Consider the following 16,678-nt stretch of genomic DNA (forward strand, 5'->3'; position numbering starts at 1 on the left):
TGTTGGGAGCACGAACCCGGGCCGGCGGCTGCGGCTTGGGCCTCCGGGTGGGCCGGGTCGCTGCCGGAAAGTCGTGTGCCTCGAAGGACGTGCCGCGTTATGGTCGTCCGTATGAACGTCATCGGCCGAAACATCATCGCGACCGCGCGAGCGACCTGCTCGCCGGTTGCCGCCGCCTGACCTTCCCCCTTTCCCACCGGCGACCGGAAACGGCCCGTCGGTGGTTCCGCGGCGTTCGTGGCTTCTTGCCTCGGTGCGATGACCAGCGTCCCGTTATCCGGTGCCTCCCCGCTGTGACGCGAAGGAGCCACCCTCATGAACACGGAAAAGATTGTCCGCACGTTCGTCGAGTACTTCGAGGAGCGTGGTCACCGCCGCATCATCGGCTCGACGCTGCTGCCACCTCCTGGCGACTCGGTGCTGTTCACCACCTCTGGCATGCATCCGCTCACGCCGTACCTGGAGGGGCGCCCCCATCCGCTGGGGCGGCGGCTGGTCGATGTGCAGCGCTGTCTGCGCACCACGGACCTCGACGAGGTCGGCGATGCCACTCATCTGACGGTCTTCGAGATGCTCGGCACCTGGTCGCTGGGTGACTACGACGGCTCGCTGAGTCTCGACTGGGGGTACAGGCTGCTCACAGATGGACTGGGTGTCGATCCGGGTTTGCTGCACGCCACCGCCTTCGGAGGCGACGACCAGACCGGGCCGGACACTGCTTCCCTGCAGTTGTGGCAGGACCACGGCGTTCCCGTGGAGCTCACTGTGCAGGACAACTGGTGGTCCAACGGCCCGGTCGGCCCGTGCGGCCCAGATTCGGAGATCTTCCTGTGGAGCGGTGACACCCCGCCCCAGTCGACACCCACCCGCGACGACCGCTGGGTGGAGGTGTGGAACCACGTGATGATGCGCCATCGTCGACTCGAGGACGGTTCCCTCGTACCGCTTCCCCAGCGCAACATCGACACCGGGCTGGGCCTGGAGCGGCTGGCCTCTCTGCTGCAGGGCAAACCGTCAGTATTCGAATGCGACGTCTTCGAGCCCTGGCGCAGTCTCGTGCCGACCCTGTGGCCACTGGACGAACCTTCGCTGCGCCTCGTCTACGACCACCTGCGCTCAGCCATCGTGGTACTCGGCGACGGGGTGCGCCCGGCCAACACTGGCCGGGGCTATGTGCTCCGCCGCCTGATCCGGCGGGTGCTCACCGTTCTGTGGCGGGACGATCCATCGCGAAGTCTCGGAGATCTGCCGGACGAGTTGGTCCCGCACACCCTGGACCACTTCCGGCAGCACATGGATCCCAGCGAGGTACGCCGAATGCTGCTCGGGGAGGAGCGCCGTTTCAGTCAGCTTCTGGAACGCGGCCGGCAGGTGCTTGCCCGACCCCGTTTCCAAGGCCCGCTGAGGGATGAGGACTTCCACTACCTCCACGACACCCACGGTCTGCCTCGGGATCTGGTCACGAGCCTACGAGAAGAGTGACGACGGGGGCGCCTGTGCGGGCAGACCCACAACCAGGGGTTGGCCGCACGGCCTGGCCCTGTGACTGCGACACGCTTCCTGAGCTGAGCACTCACCTGACGACGGTGCCCACAGGAGCACTCCGTCACAGGCCACTCAACGTCCCCATGAGGCCACCTTCTGCGTCGTCATCACCACATGGGGCCAGGCCCGGATGCCTGGCCCCATGCACCCCGCGCACCCACCCTGCTCCAGCCACGCCCAGGTGGCCGGCAGGCGGGCGCGACCGGGGACTGCGCCCGTATGAAGCCCCACCTCGACGGCAGTGTCCGGCCTCCGCGCCGATCGCAGTGGATATCGAGATATCGTGGTGTGTCGGAGCGATTGGCGAGAGAGGTGACGCATGGCCGCTGCGGCAGGACTGGGTGCGGGTGATCTGATCGAGGTGTTCAAGGCCCTCGGTAACCCTGCCCGTTTGCAGATCATGCAATGGCTGAAGGATCCCGAACGGTGCTTCGAGGAGTACGAACCGATCGCGGATCGCCGATCGGTGGGTGTGTGCGTGACGCACATCCAGGCGAAGTCGGGACTCGCTCAGTCAACCGTCTCCAGCTACATGAGCACGCTCGAACGGGCGGGACTCGTGCACCCCACCCGGGTGGGCAAGTGGACCCACTACCGGCGCGATGAAGGCCGGCTGGCGCAGCTGGCACGAGCGATCGGCACCACCATCTGATTGACACATCGCAATACGTCGATATGATTTCACCATGTCGACCATCGATGCTGCCCCTGTCGCCCTGATCGTTCATGCTCATCCTGAGCCCCACTCGTTCAGCACCGCCCAGATGGCCACTGCGGCTCAGGCCCTACGCGATGCCGGGTACCAGGTCGACGTCCTCGACCTCTACGCCGACGCATGGGCCCCCACCCTCGCTCGCGAGGAGTTCGCACCGGTCGAAGGCCACTTCAAGCCGCAGGCCGAGCAGATGCGCGCGGTCAGGAACGGGACACTCGACGCGGCCGTCAGGGCCCATCTTGACCGGCTGCTCGCCGCTGATCTGCTCGTCCTGTCGTTCCCGATGTGGTGGTTCTCGCTGCCAGCCATCCTCAAGGGATGGGTGGACCGGGTCTTCGTGATGGGCGGGGTCTTCGGCGGGGACTACGGCCTGTTCGGCGATGCCGCGCTCGTCGGGAAGCGGGCGATGCTGCTGTTCACGACCGGCGGGTCCAGTGAGTCGTTCCGCTCTGGTGGCGCCCTCGGCTCGATGGACGACTTCCTGTTCCACATCCACCGAGGAATGCTGGAGTTCGTCGGCTTTCAGGTCATCGGCCCCGTGGTCACCTACGGACCGGCCCGCATGACCGATCAGGAACGAACAGCGGCGCTGGACACGGTCAGAGAGTCTGTCGCGCTCATCGCGGCGGATTCCCGGGCCATCGTGCTGTGACCCCGGCGTCGACGAAGCCGGAAAACCGAACACCCGCATCGCAGGGCGCCTCCCTCCACTGATGGCAGTTGCCGCGCAGACGAAGGGGCGTACCGCTCTCCTTCCGGAGACCGACGAAAGCCCTGGCGTGGTACCTGAGTGGGCCCGCCCGTATGCCATGCGGGCAGGCCCACTGCCAAGGATCTACGCGTCCTCAGACGGTCACTGATAGGTGACCGTGATCGGGCTGTGCACGTTCTGACGCGGGAGGACAATGCTCAGGACTTCCGTTGCGCTGTCCCAGTGGCAGGCGTGCGGGGACAGGCTCCTGCCGGCGGCAGTGACATGCGCGGGTGCGCTCACCCCGAGTATGGACAGGGTCCACTGGCGGTCCTTCACCTGCCCGTGGAAGGAGCTGTGGGTGGGGCTGATCGACACCGTGTGGCGCGATCCGGACTCCTTGTACCGAATCCTTGTGGTGGCGCTCCCGCCGCTCTCCGTGGACGTGCCGTTGTCCTCGTAGAGGCTGTACGAGCCCGGAGCGCCCGCGCCGATGGTCAGCGTGAGATCGGTCATGGGGTTCCGGTCGTTGTCTGCGACGTTGTGGGTGCGGGTGGGCAGGATGCCGCCGGCCTTGACGAACACCGGCATCGAGTCGAGGCCGGTGGTGACGTTCTGCGTCGTACCGCCGGTGTACGTCTTGCCGGTGAAATAGTCGGTCCACGTGCCGGGCGGGAACCAGACCGAGGTGGTGGCCGAGGCGCCCGCCGTGGTCACCGGGGCGACCAGGACGTCGGAGCCGTAGAAGTACTCACTGCCCGCCGTCGCGTACGCCTGGGATTCGTCGGGGTATTCCAGGTAGGTGGGGCGGACGATCGGAACACCGGTGCGGTTCGCCTCGTCGGCGAGCGTATAGGTGTATGGCACCAGGTTCTCGCGGAGATTGAGGAACTTGTCGGCCGATTGGCGCGCCGCGGTGCCGTACTGCCACGGCAGCCGGTCGCTGTGGTTGCTGTGGAGGCGGTCGATCGGCTGGAAGGCCCCGAACTGGACCCAGCGGGCGTACAGATCGTCCGGCAGCTTGTGTGTGGTGCGGGTCTGGCTGCCGTCCTTGTAGGTCTCCGAACCGGTCAGCCCCGTCGTGTCGTTGTGGCCGCCGATGTCGTGTGTGATGGCCGCCATCCCGGTCGCGGCGGACTCGCCCGGGGTGTAGCCGACCTCGAGCTTCAGGGTGCCCCACGTGGAGGAGGTGTCGCCGGTGAAGTGGACGGTGCTGCGCTTGTCCGCCCACGGCCCGGTCGGCAGTCCCTGCTGGCCGCTGTATCCGCCGGCCTGCAGCGAACCGTACGCACGGGAGAGGACGAAGCCCCGTCCGGGGGCCTCGGCGGAAGCGGCGGCGTACTGCTGGTTGATCCACGCGTCCGGGGTGACACCCGGCAGCGACGACTGCGACGAGTCGCAGCACCAATCGAGCCACCAGAGGTCGTTGCCCTGCTGGTTCATGGTCCGGTGCAGGTCCATGTACGCCTTGAGCTGATCCGGGTCGCCGAAGTCGAATGTGTAGCAGTTGTCCTCGACGCCGGCGCCCGAGGCGCAGCCGCCCTTCTTGAGCTTGCCCTTGGCCGTGGCCTGCGCTTGGGCGAACTGGGGATCGGACGCAAGGATGCTGGGGTGCACGTTGAGCGAGTTGTGCAGCCCCTGGGAGGCCGACCAGTCGAAGAATGCCTTGGAGTCGGGGAACTTCGCGGGGTCCATCTCCCAGCCGCTCCAGTTGTTCACGGCCTTGAAGTCCGTGTCGGTGACGAGCACGTCGAGCGGGACACCCTCGGACCGGAAGGCCGGCAGGATCGCGTGCTCGTAGTCCGCCGCTGTGCGGTCGATGTACTCCGAGTACCAGACTCCGTACGCCCACTGCGGTAGCAGCGCGGGCGGCCCGGTCAGGGTGGCAAGGTCGGTGAGCCCCCGCTTGTAGTTGTGTCCGTAACCGAAGACGTAGCCGTCCTGGTAGGGCGCGCCACCATGGTCGGGGCGCGGAGTGACCTTCTCGGATGCGCTGTCGTACAGCGCCGACGTGGTGTCGTCGAGCAGATACCAGCCGTCTTTGTTGAGTAGTCCGGGCGTGGTCACCAGGGCGTCGTCGTTGCCGGTGACGCCGTCCAGGCCGCGGCGATACCCGCCGAGCGCCACATGTGGGGGCGGGGCGTGCACCGCGGTCGCCGTGACGGCGATCGTGTCAGCGTTGACATGGCAACTGGAGGCGTCAGGACAGTTGATGGTGATGTCGTTGGCGCCTGCTTCAAGGGTGACGGGCACCGACGCCGTCTGCCAGGTGTCCCAGTTGTCGGTCACGGGCAGGGACAGGGACTGCGTCGCACCGCCGGTGGACACGGTGGCGGTACGTGCCTGATGGTGGCCGTCACTGCCGACGCCGTTGGCATAGCGGACCTGGAGGGCGTACGAGCCGTCGGCGGGGACGTCGACCACGTGGCTGGTCACGCTCGCCCCCTGATTGAGTTCCGCGACGAACCCGCGGCCGGCGTACCCCTTGTGATCGCCGGCTGTGATCGCCGTGCCCCCGATGCGCCCGTCTTCAGCCTCGCAGCTCACCCCGTACCGGCAGTCGGGGATCGCAGTGCGGGAGACCGGGGGATAGGCGCCACCGGAGTTGATGAGTGCGACGCTGTCGATATTGACGTTGCCGGAGTCCGCCGCTGTCCGGGTCAGGGCGATCGTGTGGTGACCCGCGCTGAGTTGGACGCCCGCGGTGGCCTGCTTCCAGGAATCCCAGTCGGCGGTGGCAGGCAGGTCCACCTTGTGTGGTGCGCCGCCGTCCACGGAGAGAGTCAGGCTGCGGGTCTCGGAATGACCGTCGCCACCGGTGGAGTTGGCGTACCGCAAGGCGAACCGGTAACTGCCGGACGCCGTGACATCGATGTCAGCCGACACCGAGCTGCCCGTGCTCTCGAATCCGGCGACGAAGCCGGCGCCGGTGTAGCCCGCATGGTCCGTGGCGGTGCCGAGCCCGCTGGACCGCAGGTTCTCGGCCTCACACAACGCGTCGACAGTGCATGTCAGTTGCTGCCACGGGGTGGCGGTCACCCGGTCGCCTCCCGCCGCCACCTGCACGGACAGGTTCCGGGCGTTGAACTGCCCCGACCCGACCTGATAGCGCAGGGTCAGCGCGCTCGTGGAGAGGGTGAGCCAGCCGTTGGTCGTGTTCGTGGTGTATGCCGTGGGAGTGAAACCGCCGCGACCGATGGCGTTGAACGTCGGGTCATCGGTGTACGTGCCGTCGCCCGCGTATTCGGTGCGGACCACCGTCGGCGACAGGATCTCGAAGCGGGCGTCGCCGGACGACACCGTGGGTGGTGCCTGGCTGTTCGTCCCACCCGGAGACGCGGCACCGGTGCCGGCCAGCGTCATGGCGGCGGTGGTGCCCAGGACGGCGGCAAGACCGACCTGCTTCCTGAGAAACCGCAGCCTGTGTCTCGTTGATGTGGTTCTCACATGCAACTCCCCTCTGAAATCGACCCGCGGTCCGTGTCGGCCGTGCCGGTCCCGGCGCCCACAGAGAGGCGCTTCGCCGCCCATCGCGACCTCCCGGCCGTGTCTGCGACACCGCTCACAACCGTTACATCGTTGGAAATCGCGCAAACGGTATGACAGCACGCCAACCGTCCGCTGTCCATAAGGAGGGCAGAATCCCTGCCCACTTGGTGTCCTGGCAGGCGGACGAGCGTACGGCTGCGTGCCCCGACGAGTTACCTGACAGCTCCGGACACCCGCAGATGCCGGGTCACGCCGGCACCGGCACGCTTCCTGGCCCCGCGGTCACCCGCCGGGCGCATTCGCTGCCGCGGTCACGACGCCGGCCCGCGGATCGCCGGCCCGCATGACCCGGCACTGCTCGCAGGCAGAAGCGGATCCTGAATGCCGAGGTACGCCGGCCGTGCGGGCGAAAAGCCGGGGCAAATCGGTTCGTGCGGCCAACCGGATTGACGGAGGAGTACTTGAAGGGCAAAGATCGCAGGGAATTGACAACGTTGTCACAGGAAGGATCGCGATGAGAGCGTGGAAACGCGTGTTCGCCGCCTTGTTGCTCGCCACCACCGTGGCCGCGGCATCCACCACCCCCGGTGTCGCAGACGCCGGGGAGCGGGCGCCGAGGTTCGCCGATGACCCCACCACGCTGGTCGACACGTCGATCGGCAACAACGGTGACGGGACCACTTTCCCGGGCGCCGCCGTCCCGTTCGGCATGGTGCAGCTGAGCCCGGACACGCAGCTCAACAAGTACGCTTCCTATGACTACGAGCAGGACACGATCCTCGGCTTCAGTCACACGCACCTCTCGGGCGTCGGCTGCCAGACGATGGGCAACTTCCGATTCATGCCGACCACCGGTGCGGTGACGTCGTCCGACCCGGCGCAGTACGGCGCAAAATTCAGCCACGACAACGAGACCCGCGCACCCGGCTATTACGGCGTGAAGTTCGACAACGGTATCCAGGCCGAGCTTTCCGCGACGCAGCGGACCGGCCAGCACCGCTACACGTACCCCGCCGGATCAGGTCCCGAGAATGTGCTCATCGAGACCGGTGAGAGCAACGGTAGCACCTATGCCGGCGACGTCCACGTGGTCGGCAATGACACCGTCGAAGGCTGGCTCCAGGGCGGCAACTTCTGCGGTGAGACCGGCAAGGAGCGCTACCGGATCTATTTCAGCGCCAAGTTCGACCGGAAGTTCTCGAGCTTCGGCACCTGGACCGACGGCACCATCACTCCGAACCAGCGCGACGCGTCGCGCGGCACCAAGCGCGCCGGCGCCTATGCGACATTCGACCCGGCCAAGGGCGACCAGGTCGGCACTTCGGTGGGTCTGTCCTACACCTCGATCGACGGCGCGCGCCTCAACCGCAAGGCGGAGCAGCCGAAGTCGTTCGACAAGGCACGCACCGCCGCGCACAACACCTGGCAGGAGGAGCTGAACCGCATGCGCGTGGCCGGCGGCAGCACCGCCGACCAGCGCACGTACTACAGCGCGCTGTACCACTCGGTGCTGCACCCGTCGATCGGGTCCGATGTGGACAACCGCTACCGCGGCCTCGACGACCAAGTGCACCGCGCGGATTCCACGTATTACCAGATGTTCTCGCTCTGGGACACCTACCGCTCGCAGAACCAGCTGGTCGACCTGCTGAACCCGGACAAGGCCACTGATATGGCCAAGTCCGTGCTGCACATCTACCAGGACGGTGGCTGGCTGCCGCGCTGGGCACTCGGCAACAGCGAGACCAACGTGATGAGCGGCGACCCCATCACCCCCTGGATCGTCGACATCTACAACCGCGGCCTCCTCGACAACCGCACAGCGCGACTGCTCTTCGGTGCGCTGTGGAAGAACGTCAACGATGTCCCCGCGGACCAGTCGACGTTCCGCGGTCGTGACGGCAACCCCACATACGTCAAGAACGGCTGGGTCGGCTACCAGAACCTGCCCGGTTACAAGTACGGCGACAGCCGGCAGGCGGGCTCGGCCACACTCGAGTACGCGCTCGCCGACTGCGCGCTGTCCACGATGGCCGGCGGCCTCGGTTACAAGGACAAGGCCGCGACGCTCGCCACACGCTGCGACAACTTCACCAAACTCTGGGACCCCACCGTCACATCACAGGGCTTCTCCGGGTTCCCGGTCGCCAGGAACGCGGACGGCACCGTTGCAGGCGACCCCGATCCCGCCCAGGCCGGCGCGTTCCACGAGGGCACCGCGTGGCAGTACGAATGGCTCGCCCCGCAGGACCCGCAGACCCTCTTCGGGCTTATGGGCGGCCCCTCGCAGGCCGAGCAGCGGCTCGACAAGTTCTTCGACATGCCGACCGTGCTCACCGACCCGGCGAAGGCCGCCTCGGACTCGTGGGTGACCGGTGCGTACGACTACCACAACAACTTCGCCTTCAACCCCAACAACGAGCCCGACTTCCACACGCCGTGGATGTACACGTGGACGGGCGCGCCGTGGAAGACCTCCGCCGTACTGCGCGCGATGCGGACGCTCTTCACCGACAACGTGTACGGAATGCCCGGTAATGACGACCTCGGCGCCACCTCGTCGCTGCTCGTCTTCGCCATGGCCGGCATCTTCGAGGCCCAGCCCGGCTCCGCCTCCTACGTGATCACCGCGCCCATGTTCGACAAGGTCGAGGTCCGGCCTGAACACGGCCGCACGATCAGCATCGACGCCCCGGGCGCCAACGCCTCGAAGCTGCAGTACGTGTCCTCCGTGGACACGGACAAGGGCAAGCTGAGCCGGAGCTGGCTGTCCCACAAGGACCTGCTCCGCTCCGGCACGATCAAGATCAAGCTCGCCGACAAGCCGACGAGTTGGGGCGTCAACGCCGCCCCGCCCGCCATGGCCCGGCCCTGAGGCTCCAGGGTGCGGCCCCTCCCACCGGTGAGGGGCCGCACCCCAGGGTTCCATCGGCTCGTGGTAGGACCTGACAAAGCCGGCTGCCGTCGCCGATTTGCAGGCGTGTCCGCGTGAGAGCAGTGTGGGAAGGGCTGGGGGCCATCTCCTGGAGTGATCGGTGGCGGCGGCCCCACGTCCAGAAGACCCGGGGCGGCCCGTCACGCGTAGGGAGTCACCGTGGCAGAACACCGAACGCAGCAACCCGAGATGTGGCCGCGGCTGCAGGTCGCCGACTGGGCGGAGACGCGGGACACACTGCACATGTGGACCCAGATCATCGGGAAAATCCGTCTGGCGCAGTCCCCGATGATGAACCACTGGTGGCAGGTACCGCTCTACGTCTCCGCGCGCGGGTTGTGCACTTCGCTGATCCCGTATGGGCCGCGGGGGTTCGACATGGAGATCAACTTGTGTGATCACCAGCTGTGCATCCGCTCCTGTGCCGAGGAACGCCTCATCGCCCTCGAATCCAAGCCGGTGGCCGACTTCTACCGCGAGACGATGCGCGCACTGGGTGACTTGGGGATCGAGATAGAGATCCAGCCGCATCCCAACGAGGTGCACCCCGCTATTCCCTTCGCTGACGACTTCACGCACACCACCTATGTCGCAGAGCATGCCCATGCCTTCTGGGGGCAACTCATGGCTGCCAACCGGGTGTTCACCGAATTTCGGTGCCGGTTCATCGGCAAGGTCAGCCCTGTCCACCTCTTCTGGGGTGCCATGGACCTGGCCGTCACGCGATTCTCCGGGCGTACCGCACCGCGCCACCCCGGTGGTGCGCCCAACGTCGGCAGCTGGGTCATGGTGGAGGGTTATTCTCACGAGCTCAGCAGCGCCGGGTTCTGGCCGGGCGGCGGGGGCGAGGGGTCGTTCTATGCCTACGCCTACCCCGAACCCGACGGCTTCGCCGAACGCCCGGTCGGTCCCGCCGAGGCGTACTACAGCCCTGAGAACGGCCAGTTCCTGCTGCCCTACGAGGCGGTGCGTACCGCCTCCGACCCGGACGGGACGCTCATCGAGTTCCTGCAGACGACGTACGAGGCCGCCGCCGATCTCGCCGACTGGGACCGCGACGCCCTCGAGGACGACCCCGCCCGCCGGGCCGGTCCCCGATGAAGAGACCCAGACGCAGAAGGGCCGGACGCAGAAGGGGAAGTGGCCACGATGAGTGACACGCCTCGTCGGCCACCGCGTGCCCCACCGGGTCCGTTGTCGGCTCATTCGCCAGGAGGCGACCGCGCACGGTTCTCCGAAGCCCGCGGCCTCAAGGCGCACGGAGAGCCCGGTCGCGACTCCGGGAAGGGTAGAGGGCGACCGGGCGGGCGTCCCGGCCGAGAAGAGGTAAGCCGGTGCAGCAGGCGGCCGTCAGGCAACCGCTACTGACGCCCCCTCAGCCTGTCATCGTCCGCCACACAGTCACTCCGACGCGCCGCAACTGCGCTGTTTGGGTGATTCATCCGGCAGCGGACTGTTCGCGCCCGGTGAATGGAGTGTGGAGAGCGATGATCAGGTGACGCCGGCGCCTCCGGGCCGAGACGGGTCCGCAACCTGGTGTCGGTGAGCCCGAGGAGATCCGCGGCTCTCCTGCCGGTACGGCGCCTCGCTATGCAGCCCCGGTGGAAGTCGTTCAGGCCGACGGTGTCCGTCATCGCCCGTTTCGAAGGCGCATGGTGCTCAGCCGTTGTCGGTCAGGGCCAGCTCGGCCCAGATGGTCTTACCCCGGGCCTCCGGCCGGGTCCCCCACCGGGTGCTGACCTGCGACGTGATGTAGAGGCCTCGTCCGCCTTCATCGCCCTCCTCGGCGTGCCGGAGGTGTGGGGCCGTGCTGCTGTCGTCGGTAACTTCACAGACCAGGGATGGCCCGTCGAGCACGAGGCGCAGATCGATGTCGCCGTCGGAGTACCGGACGGCATTGGTGACGAGTTCGCTGATCACCAGGGCTGTCGTGAACGAGTGCTGCTCGAGCCCCCAATCCGCCAGTTTGGCCTCAACCGACTCACGTGCTCCGGCAACTGCGGCGGGATCGTTGGACAGCGTCCAGGAGCCGACCTGGTCAGGTCCCAGGCTGCGGGTACGCGCAAGCAGGAGCACCGCATCGTTCTCCGCTCGCTCAGGCGCCAACGCGTACAGGACTTCGTCGCAGATCTCCTGCAGGGGTCTGCTGGTGGGCAGCAGTGCTTCCTTGATGCGAGCCGGGTGCTCCTCCCGAGCGTCTGACCTTGTACGCAGCAGCGCTGCGTTGGCAAGCGTCAGAATGCTTCCTTCCGGGAGATCCAACTCCGTTGTCCGGTACTCCGGCGACCCGTGGCCCAGCGGCGGACCAAAAGGTACCCTGGCGTGCTCGACCCTGCCGTCGGGAAAGGCCACGACCGGCGGCGAATGACCAGCGCCTGCCATCGTGCAGCGCCGGGATACGGGGTCGTAGACGATGTACAGACACGTGGTGTCGTCCGAGCAGCCACCATCGCTGCTGTCCTGACGACCCGGCCGCTCTCCCGCAATGCGGGTCACCAAGGCGTGCAGACGTTCCAGGACCTCGCCCGGCGGGAGGTCGAGAACGGCCAGAACGCCGACAGCGGCCCTGACCTCGCCCATGGTGGCTGCCGCTTGCATACCCCGACCGGCGGTGTCCCCAGCGGCCAGGGCCACCCTGGCCCCGGACAGTGGGATGACGTCGAACCAGTCGCCGCCCGCGCCGAACGGACGATAGCTGAAAGCCGTCTCCACCGCAGTGTGGTCGGTGACCTGGGCCGGTCGGAGACTGAGCTGGAGAATGCTGGCTGCCGATCTTTCCCGGTTGTACAGCCGGGCGTTGTCGAGGCACAAAGCCGCCCGGTCCGCGAGTTCGGCGGCCAGCGTAAGATCATCATCCTCGAAGGGGTCGGCGGCACGTAGTCGGTAACAATGTGCTACCCCCAGAACGACACCGCGGGCGGCCAGCGGCAGCACCATCATCGAGTGTGCGCCTGCTTCGGTGATATGGCGGCCCCGCTGTGGCTCCCGCTCCAGCCAAGAGGCGGCCCGGCTCAGCGATCTGACGAGGCGTGGCCGGAGGTCGGACAGGCACTGGGCGAAGGGAGTCGCGAACGACAGAGCAGCTACCTCGCCGATCTCGGCGACCGCAGCCGCTACTGATCCGGCACCGAAACTGCGGCCGGCGCACCGCAGCGGCTTGTTCTCGAGCAGCGGGCCGGGGAGGGAAGCCTCGCCGCGCAACACGGAGTCCAGCACTTCGACGACCGCGCAACCGGCCAGCGCCGGCACCAGTTCGTCGGCGAGTTCCTGCGCGGTGCCAAAGATGTCCAAGGTGGTGCCGAGTCGTTTGCCCGCCTGCTGGAGCAGGTCGAGCCGTGCATGAGATCGATGCTGTTCGGTGACGTCCACGATCGCTGCGGCAAGCCCCAGAACGTGGCCCCCCTCGCCCGTCAGCCGGAAACAGGAGACGGAGAGTACCCTCTCGTCGGAGTCAGGATGGACATGGCCGCTGAGTTCGACGTCGATCGCCGGTGCACCGGTGTCCAGGACTCCCTGGATCATGGCCCCAACGGCCTCGGAGTAGAAGTCGCCCGCCCACTCCGCAAGATGACAGCCGAGAGCATCGTCCAAGGGAAATGCGGACGCGTGCCGGGCGGCGCTGTTGAACCGCAGGAGTCGCAGCTCCGTGTCCATCACACGGAGACCGATGGGAGACTCGGAGAAGAGCGCCCAGAGGACGGCTTCATCCAGGTCCGGCCCCAGCGGGCCGTGCCTGCCCGGTGACGCATCCATGAGACCCCCTGTCGACCACGACGAAACCGTGCGGCCGATCGTGACCGGCAAGCGCTTGGCACCGGCTGCCCCGTCAGATGAGCGCCGGGTGAGGCGGGCCTTGTTGAGTTACGCAATGGACCGTATGCAGTGAACGCCGGACCGGCTCGCATCGGCATGCCCTTATGCCTGCGTGTCATTCAGACGGTCTAGCCTCGCCTTTTCGTGCGGTGAGGTGTCCGATGGGATATACCCGAGTTGGCAGCCCGCGTGTACGTCAGGATGCCTTCATCCGGTCGTCCCCCCTCGGCGAAGAGCTGCGAGGAACTCCCGGTTGGTGACGCCTTTGAGTACGTACTCGCAGACGCCGGCGCGCCTCATCTCCTCGACAGACCCCTTGTCTTCGTAGGCGGAGAACGCCACGATCCGGCTGTCCGGTGAGCATCGTGCGATGCCCTTGGCGACGGAGGGGCCGCCGCCGGGGAAGCGGACGTCCAGGACCACGAGGTCCGGTTCATGGCGGCGTACGAGTCGGATCGCCTGCTCGCCGTTCACGGCGGTGCCTACGACGTCCAGATCGGACTGTGCCTGCAGGACCTCGCGCAGGGTGTCCAGAAGCATCGCGTTGTCGTCACACAGGATCACGGTGAGGGGTGGGCCGGTGGTGTCGTCCGGTGGCGTGGTCACGGCAGACCCTCGGCCGGTGCCGACACCGGGCTGGGGTTCGGCACCCAGAACTCGACTGTCGTGCCTGTTCCGGGTTCGCTGCGCATGGACCACCATCCTCCGGCCGTCTCGGCCCGCTCCCGCATCTCGATGACTCCGAAATGATCGCGGGCGCTGTCCTGGGACATCGGCTTGCCCGTGCCGTCGTCCACGACGCGGGTCAGGATACCGCTGTCGACCGACTCGACACGGAGTGCGACGGTGCTCGCGCGGGCGTGCTTGTGCACGTTCAGCAGGGTCTCCTGGACGATACGGAAGATGGTGACGGCTGTCTCGGACGTGGGCTCGCGCTCCAGCTGGTGTTCGAACGAATAGGCCATCGTCCACGAGCCCATGACGTCCTCCAGATGGTTCGAGAGCCCTTCTGCCAGGCCATGCCGGTCAATTCCCGGCGGATGCAGGCGGAACGTCAGGCTACGGAGACGGCTGATCGCTTCGCGCACCGATGCGTCGAGGCGACCCAGCTCCGCGGAGTATGACTCCGGTACCCGATCCGCCAGCAACTCCAGCCGCATTCCGACGGCGACCATGGCCTGGATGGAGTCGTCATGGACGTCCCACGCGATGCGGCGGCGTTCCGTCTCCTGCGCGTGGACGAGATGATCGAACAGTCGCCGTCGTTCGCTGAGAGCATGCTGTGCTGCCCGCTGTTCGGACATGTCGCGGGTGACCTTGCCGAATCCCTGCAACACGCCTGATTCATTCCACAAGGCGGTGATGACGACGTTCGCCCAGAACCGGGAGCCGTCCTTGCGGATGCGCCAGCCCTCGTCCTCCAGCCTGCCGTCGACCACGGCGGTCTCCAGTTCCCACTGCGGCTTGCCCGACGACGTGTCCTCAGGTGGGTAGAAGACCGAGAAGTGCTGTCCGACGATCTCAGAGGCACTGTAACCCTTGATCCGCTCCGCCCCAGCGTTCCAGCTGATGATGTAGCCCTGCGGATCGAGCATGAAGATGCCGTAGTCCAGCACTCCCTGCACCAGCAGGGTGAAAGCCGCCTCCGACAGCGGAGCCTCCGGCTTCCGTACCACCTTCTGCGGTCGCGGCTCCCGCGTCACCTGAGGAGACCTTCACGTCGCGCGATCGTTACCGCTTCCAGCTGGGAGCGCGCTCCCAGCTTCTCCAGCACCCGCTGGACGTGGTTGCGTCCCGTGTTGAGGGCGACTCCCAGCAGGCCGCTGAGCTCGGCGGTGGAGAGACCTTCCCCCAGCAGATGGAGGGCCTCCCGTTCCCGCGGAGTCAGGTTTGCGCCGAGCCCCGGCACCCTGCCGGTCAGACGTCCCAGCACGTCGCCCAGCAGGTCCTGGCTGAACACCACCTCCCCGGCCGCCACCTTGCGCACGGCGTCCTCCAGCTCGCTCAGACCGCGGGCCTTGAGGATCAGACCAGCTCCACCCGTCTCCGCGATGCGTGCCGCCACCGAGGCGCTGCCTTCGCCCGCGAGAACGAGTACGCGCACATTCGGTGCGAGTGCCAGCAGATCGGCGATGGCGGATACCCCGTCACCGTCCGGTAGCCGCCGATCCATCAGTACGACATCCGGCTCATACCGCCGGGTGTCGACCAGTGCCGACGCCACCGACCCCGAACGCCCCACGACCTGCAGATCCGGTGAGCGCTCCAGCGCCAGGCAGATCGCCTCGGCCACCATGTCGTGGTCCTCGACCAGCAGAACCCTGACCGGTCGACTGCGCAGGGGAGTTGAAGACATGGGAGCATCCTCTTGCTCAGGGGGACTGCACGATCATGCCAGATGGTCCCGGAGCGCCTGATCGACGGTGGCCGTCTCTCCCGCCTCATGACGAGCCGCGACAGCGCCCGGAGCGCGGCGAACCGGCTCCGTGTCCGTCCCTGAGCTCCGTTCAGTCAGGATGTCGCCGGCCCCGATCAGGGCAAGCAGCCGCGCCAATGGGGGACCGATGCCTTCCACGACGAGACTCACATCTGACAGGAGAATGGCCGTTCGTGCCCTGAGCAGGGCACCCAGTCCGGCGCAGTCGCAGAAGGAGACGTCAGCCAGATCAAGGCACAGGCTTGTCGGCTGCTTCGCCAGACAGGACGCCACCGTCTCCCGCACGAGGGGGGCGGTGTCCAAGTCGAGTTCGCCGATGAGAGTCACTCGAGCGACGCCCGAATGAACCACCGCATGCGACGTGAACGGGCGAACGGTCACAGCGTCACGCACCTCTCCGCGAACACATCCGACGCATACCGGAGCAGCGCGGTCCCACGGGCCCCTCCGGTGGAAGGGTCCCTGTTGTCAGCTGTCGCAGCTCTACCTCATAGTGCGAGAACACCAGAACACTTCTAGTGAATCTGCACTAGGCATGGAAGTCAACACACACCCACAGGGGACACGGACTGCGGTGTGGGCCTGTTCAATGAACGCTGAATCTCGAGTGGTTGAGGTTGCTGTCGGTTGCGGAGAGTCGGTCGTCGAAGGTGATGTCGACGGCGATCGGTGCGGTTCTCACCTGGTCATCTCCGAACGTCACCAGCGCCCTGCGTCACGGCGGCGGCGCCTGCACCCTCCGCCCGACCGCCTACCCCGATCCCCCTGTTCGTTACGGGTGGAGGACAGGGGCCGCGTACGCCCACTGGGTGAAGAACGCGACGGGAACGGAATGAGGAACGCCACTGCCACCAGGCCCCTTCGGTGAACCGCCAGGGGGAACACTTCGGGTGGGGTGCCCATCCGGTACAGATCGTCACGACGAATCTCACGGAGCATGAGAACGAACAGCACGCGCGCGGTGAACTGCACGGCGGCGTAGAAGACGAATCGGACCTGGAACGCGCCATTGCCGCCGATCACGTCGGTCGCGAACGGGGTGATCACCAACAT

Annotated in this window: 12 protein-coding genes; 5 read left to right on the forward strand and 7 right to left on the reverse strand. The window is 66.9% G+C overall.

Going from position 1 to position 16,678, the window contains the following annotated elements; all coding sequences use genetic code 11:
- Window positions 1-315: 315 nt before the first annotated feature.
- The 3 genes from OHS16_RS30760 (at window position 316) to OHS16_RS30770 (ending at window position 2,912) form a co-directional block, all read left to right on the forward strand.
- Window positions 316-1,482, forward strand: coding sequence for an alanine--tRNA ligase-related protein (locus OHS16_RS30760; RefSeq protein WP_328540523.1), 1,167 nt, complete (start codon window positions 316-318; stop codon window positions 1,480-1,482).
- Window positions 1,483-1,864: 382 nt separating this feature from the next.
- Complete coding sequence (locus OHS16_RS30765) at window positions 1,865-2,197, forward strand: ArsR/SmtB family transcription factor (RefSeq protein ID WP_328540524.1); 333 nt, start codon at window positions 1,865-1,867, stop codon at window positions 2,195-2,197.
- A gap of 34 nt (window positions 2,198-2,231) precedes the next feature.
- Entirely contained in the window at window positions 2,232-2,912 is a 681-nt protein-coding gene (locus OHS16_RS30770) for an NAD(P)H-dependent oxidoreductase (protein ID WP_328540525.1), read from the forward strand.
- Window positions 2,913-3,113: 201 nt separating this feature from the next.
- Here OHS16_RS30770 and OHS16_RS30775 read toward each other — a convergent pair whose 3' ends face one another.
- Window positions 3,114-6,314 (reverse strand): TIM-barrel domain-containing protein, encoded by a 3,201-nt coding sequence (locus OHS16_RS30775; RefSeq protein ID WP_328541045.1) that lies wholly within the window; start codon window positions 6,312-6,314, stop codon window positions 3,114-3,116.
- 640 nt (window positions 6,315-6,954) lie between these two features.
- On the opposite strand from OHS16_RS30775, the gene OHS16_RS30780 reads away from it, so the two are divergent.
- Both OHS16_RS30780 and OHS16_RS30785 read left to right on the forward strand, forming a co-directional pair.
- Complete coding sequence (locus OHS16_RS30780; protein ID WP_328540526.1) at window positions 6,955-9,315, forward strand: GH92 family glycosyl hydrolase; 2,361 nt, start codon at window positions 6,955-6,957, stop codon at window positions 9,313-9,315.
- A 249-nt stretch (window positions 9,316-9,564) separates the two neighbouring features.
- Window positions 9,565-10,476 (forward strand): DUF5996 family protein, encoded by a 912-nt coding sequence (locus tag OHS16_RS30785; protein ID WP_328541046.1) that lies wholly within the window; start codon window positions 9,565-9,567, stop codon window positions 10,474-10,476.
- A gap of 558 nt (window positions 10,477-11,034) precedes the next feature.
- On the opposite strand, the gene OHS16_RS30790 is transcribed toward OHS16_RS30785, so the two are convergent.
- The 6 genes from OHS16_RS30790 to OHS16_RS30815 all read right to left on the reverse strand — a co-directional run bounded on the left by OHS16_RS30790 (window position 11,035) and on the right by OHS16_RS30815 (window position 16,678).
- The gene (locus tag OHS16_RS30790; RefSeq protein ID WP_328540527.1) at window positions 11,035-13,128 is read right to left on the reverse strand and encodes a SpoIIE family protein phosphatase; all 2,094 of its coding nucleotides are present in this window, start codon (window positions 13,126-13,128) and stop codon (window positions 11,035-11,037) included.
- A gap of 267 nt (window positions 13,129-13,395) precedes the next feature.
- Entirely contained in the window at window positions 13,396-13,794 is a 399-nt protein-coding gene (locus OHS16_RS30795) for a response regulator (protein WP_328540528.1), read from the reverse strand.
- Window positions 13,791-14,891 carry a PAS domain-containing sensor histidine kinase gene (locus tag OHS16_RS30800; protein WP_328540529.1) on the reverse strand — a complete coding sequence of 367 codons (1,101 nt, stop codon included), beginning with the start codon at window positions 14,889-14,891 and terminating at the stop codon, window positions 13,791-13,793. Before OHS16_RS30800 ends, OHS16_RS30795 begins: the two co-directional genes overlap by 4 nt.
- Complete coding sequence (locus OHS16_RS30805; RefSeq protein ID WP_328540530.1) at window positions 14,888-15,544, reverse strand: response regulator transcription factor; 657 nt, start codon at window positions 15,542-15,544, stop codon at window positions 14,888-14,890. The genes OHS16_RS30800 and OHS16_RS30805 overlap by 4 nt, the downstream gene beginning before the upstream one ends.
- Window positions 15,545-15,577: 33 nt before the next feature.
- Entirely contained in the window at window positions 15,578-16,018 is a 441-nt protein-coding gene (locus OHS16_RS30810; protein WP_328540531.1) for an STAS domain-containing protein, read from the reverse strand.
- Window positions 16,019-16,324: 306 nt separating this feature from the next.
- Window positions 16,325-16,678, reverse strand: a complete 354-nt coding sequence (locus OHS16_RS30815; RefSeq protein WP_328540532.1) for a hypothetical protein — start codon at window positions 16,676-16,678, stop codon at window positions 16,325-16,327.

Source organism: Streptomyces sp. NBC_00344 (genome assembly GCF_036088315.1).
Lineage (GTDB): Bacteria > Actinomycetota > Actinomycetes > Streptomycetales > Streptomycetaceae > Streptomyces.

Coding starts and splice junctions, on each gene's coding strand:
- OHS16_RS30805 (WP_328540530.1), bottom strand. CDS start 15,544: ATGTCTTCAACTCCCCTGCGCAGTCGACCGGTCAGGGTTCTGCTGGTC.
- OHS16_RS30780 (WP_328540526.1), top strand. CDS start 6,955: ATGAGAGCGTGGAAACGCGTGTTCGCCGCCTTGTTGCTCGCCACCACC.
- OHS16_RS30815 (WP_328540532.1), bottom strand. CDS start 16,678: ATGTTGGTGATCACCCCGTTCGCGACCGACGTGATCGGCGGCAATGGC.
- OHS16_RS30775 (WP_328541045.1), bottom strand. CDS start 6,314: ATGACGCTGGCCGGCACCGGTGCCGCGTCTCCGGGTGGGACGAACAGC.
- OHS16_RS30765 (WP_328540524.1), top strand. CDS start 1,865: ATGGCCGCTGCGGCAGGACTGGGTGCGGGTGATCTGATCGAGGTGTTC.
- OHS16_RS30790 (WP_328540527.1), bottom strand. CDS start 13,128: ATGGATGCGTCACCGGGCAGGCACGGCCCGCTGGGGCCGGACCTGGAT.
- OHS16_RS30770 (WP_328540525.1), top strand. CDS start 2,232: ATGTCGACCATCGATGCTGCCCCTGTCGCCCTGATCGTTCATGCTCAT.
- OHS16_RS30785 (WP_328541046.1), top strand. CDS start 9,565: ATGTGGCCGCGGCTGCAGGTCGCCGACTGGGCGGAGACGCGGGACACA.
- OHS16_RS30760 (WP_328540523.1), top strand. CDS start 316: ATGAACACGGAAAAGATTGTCCGCACGTTCGTCGAGTACTTCGAGGAG.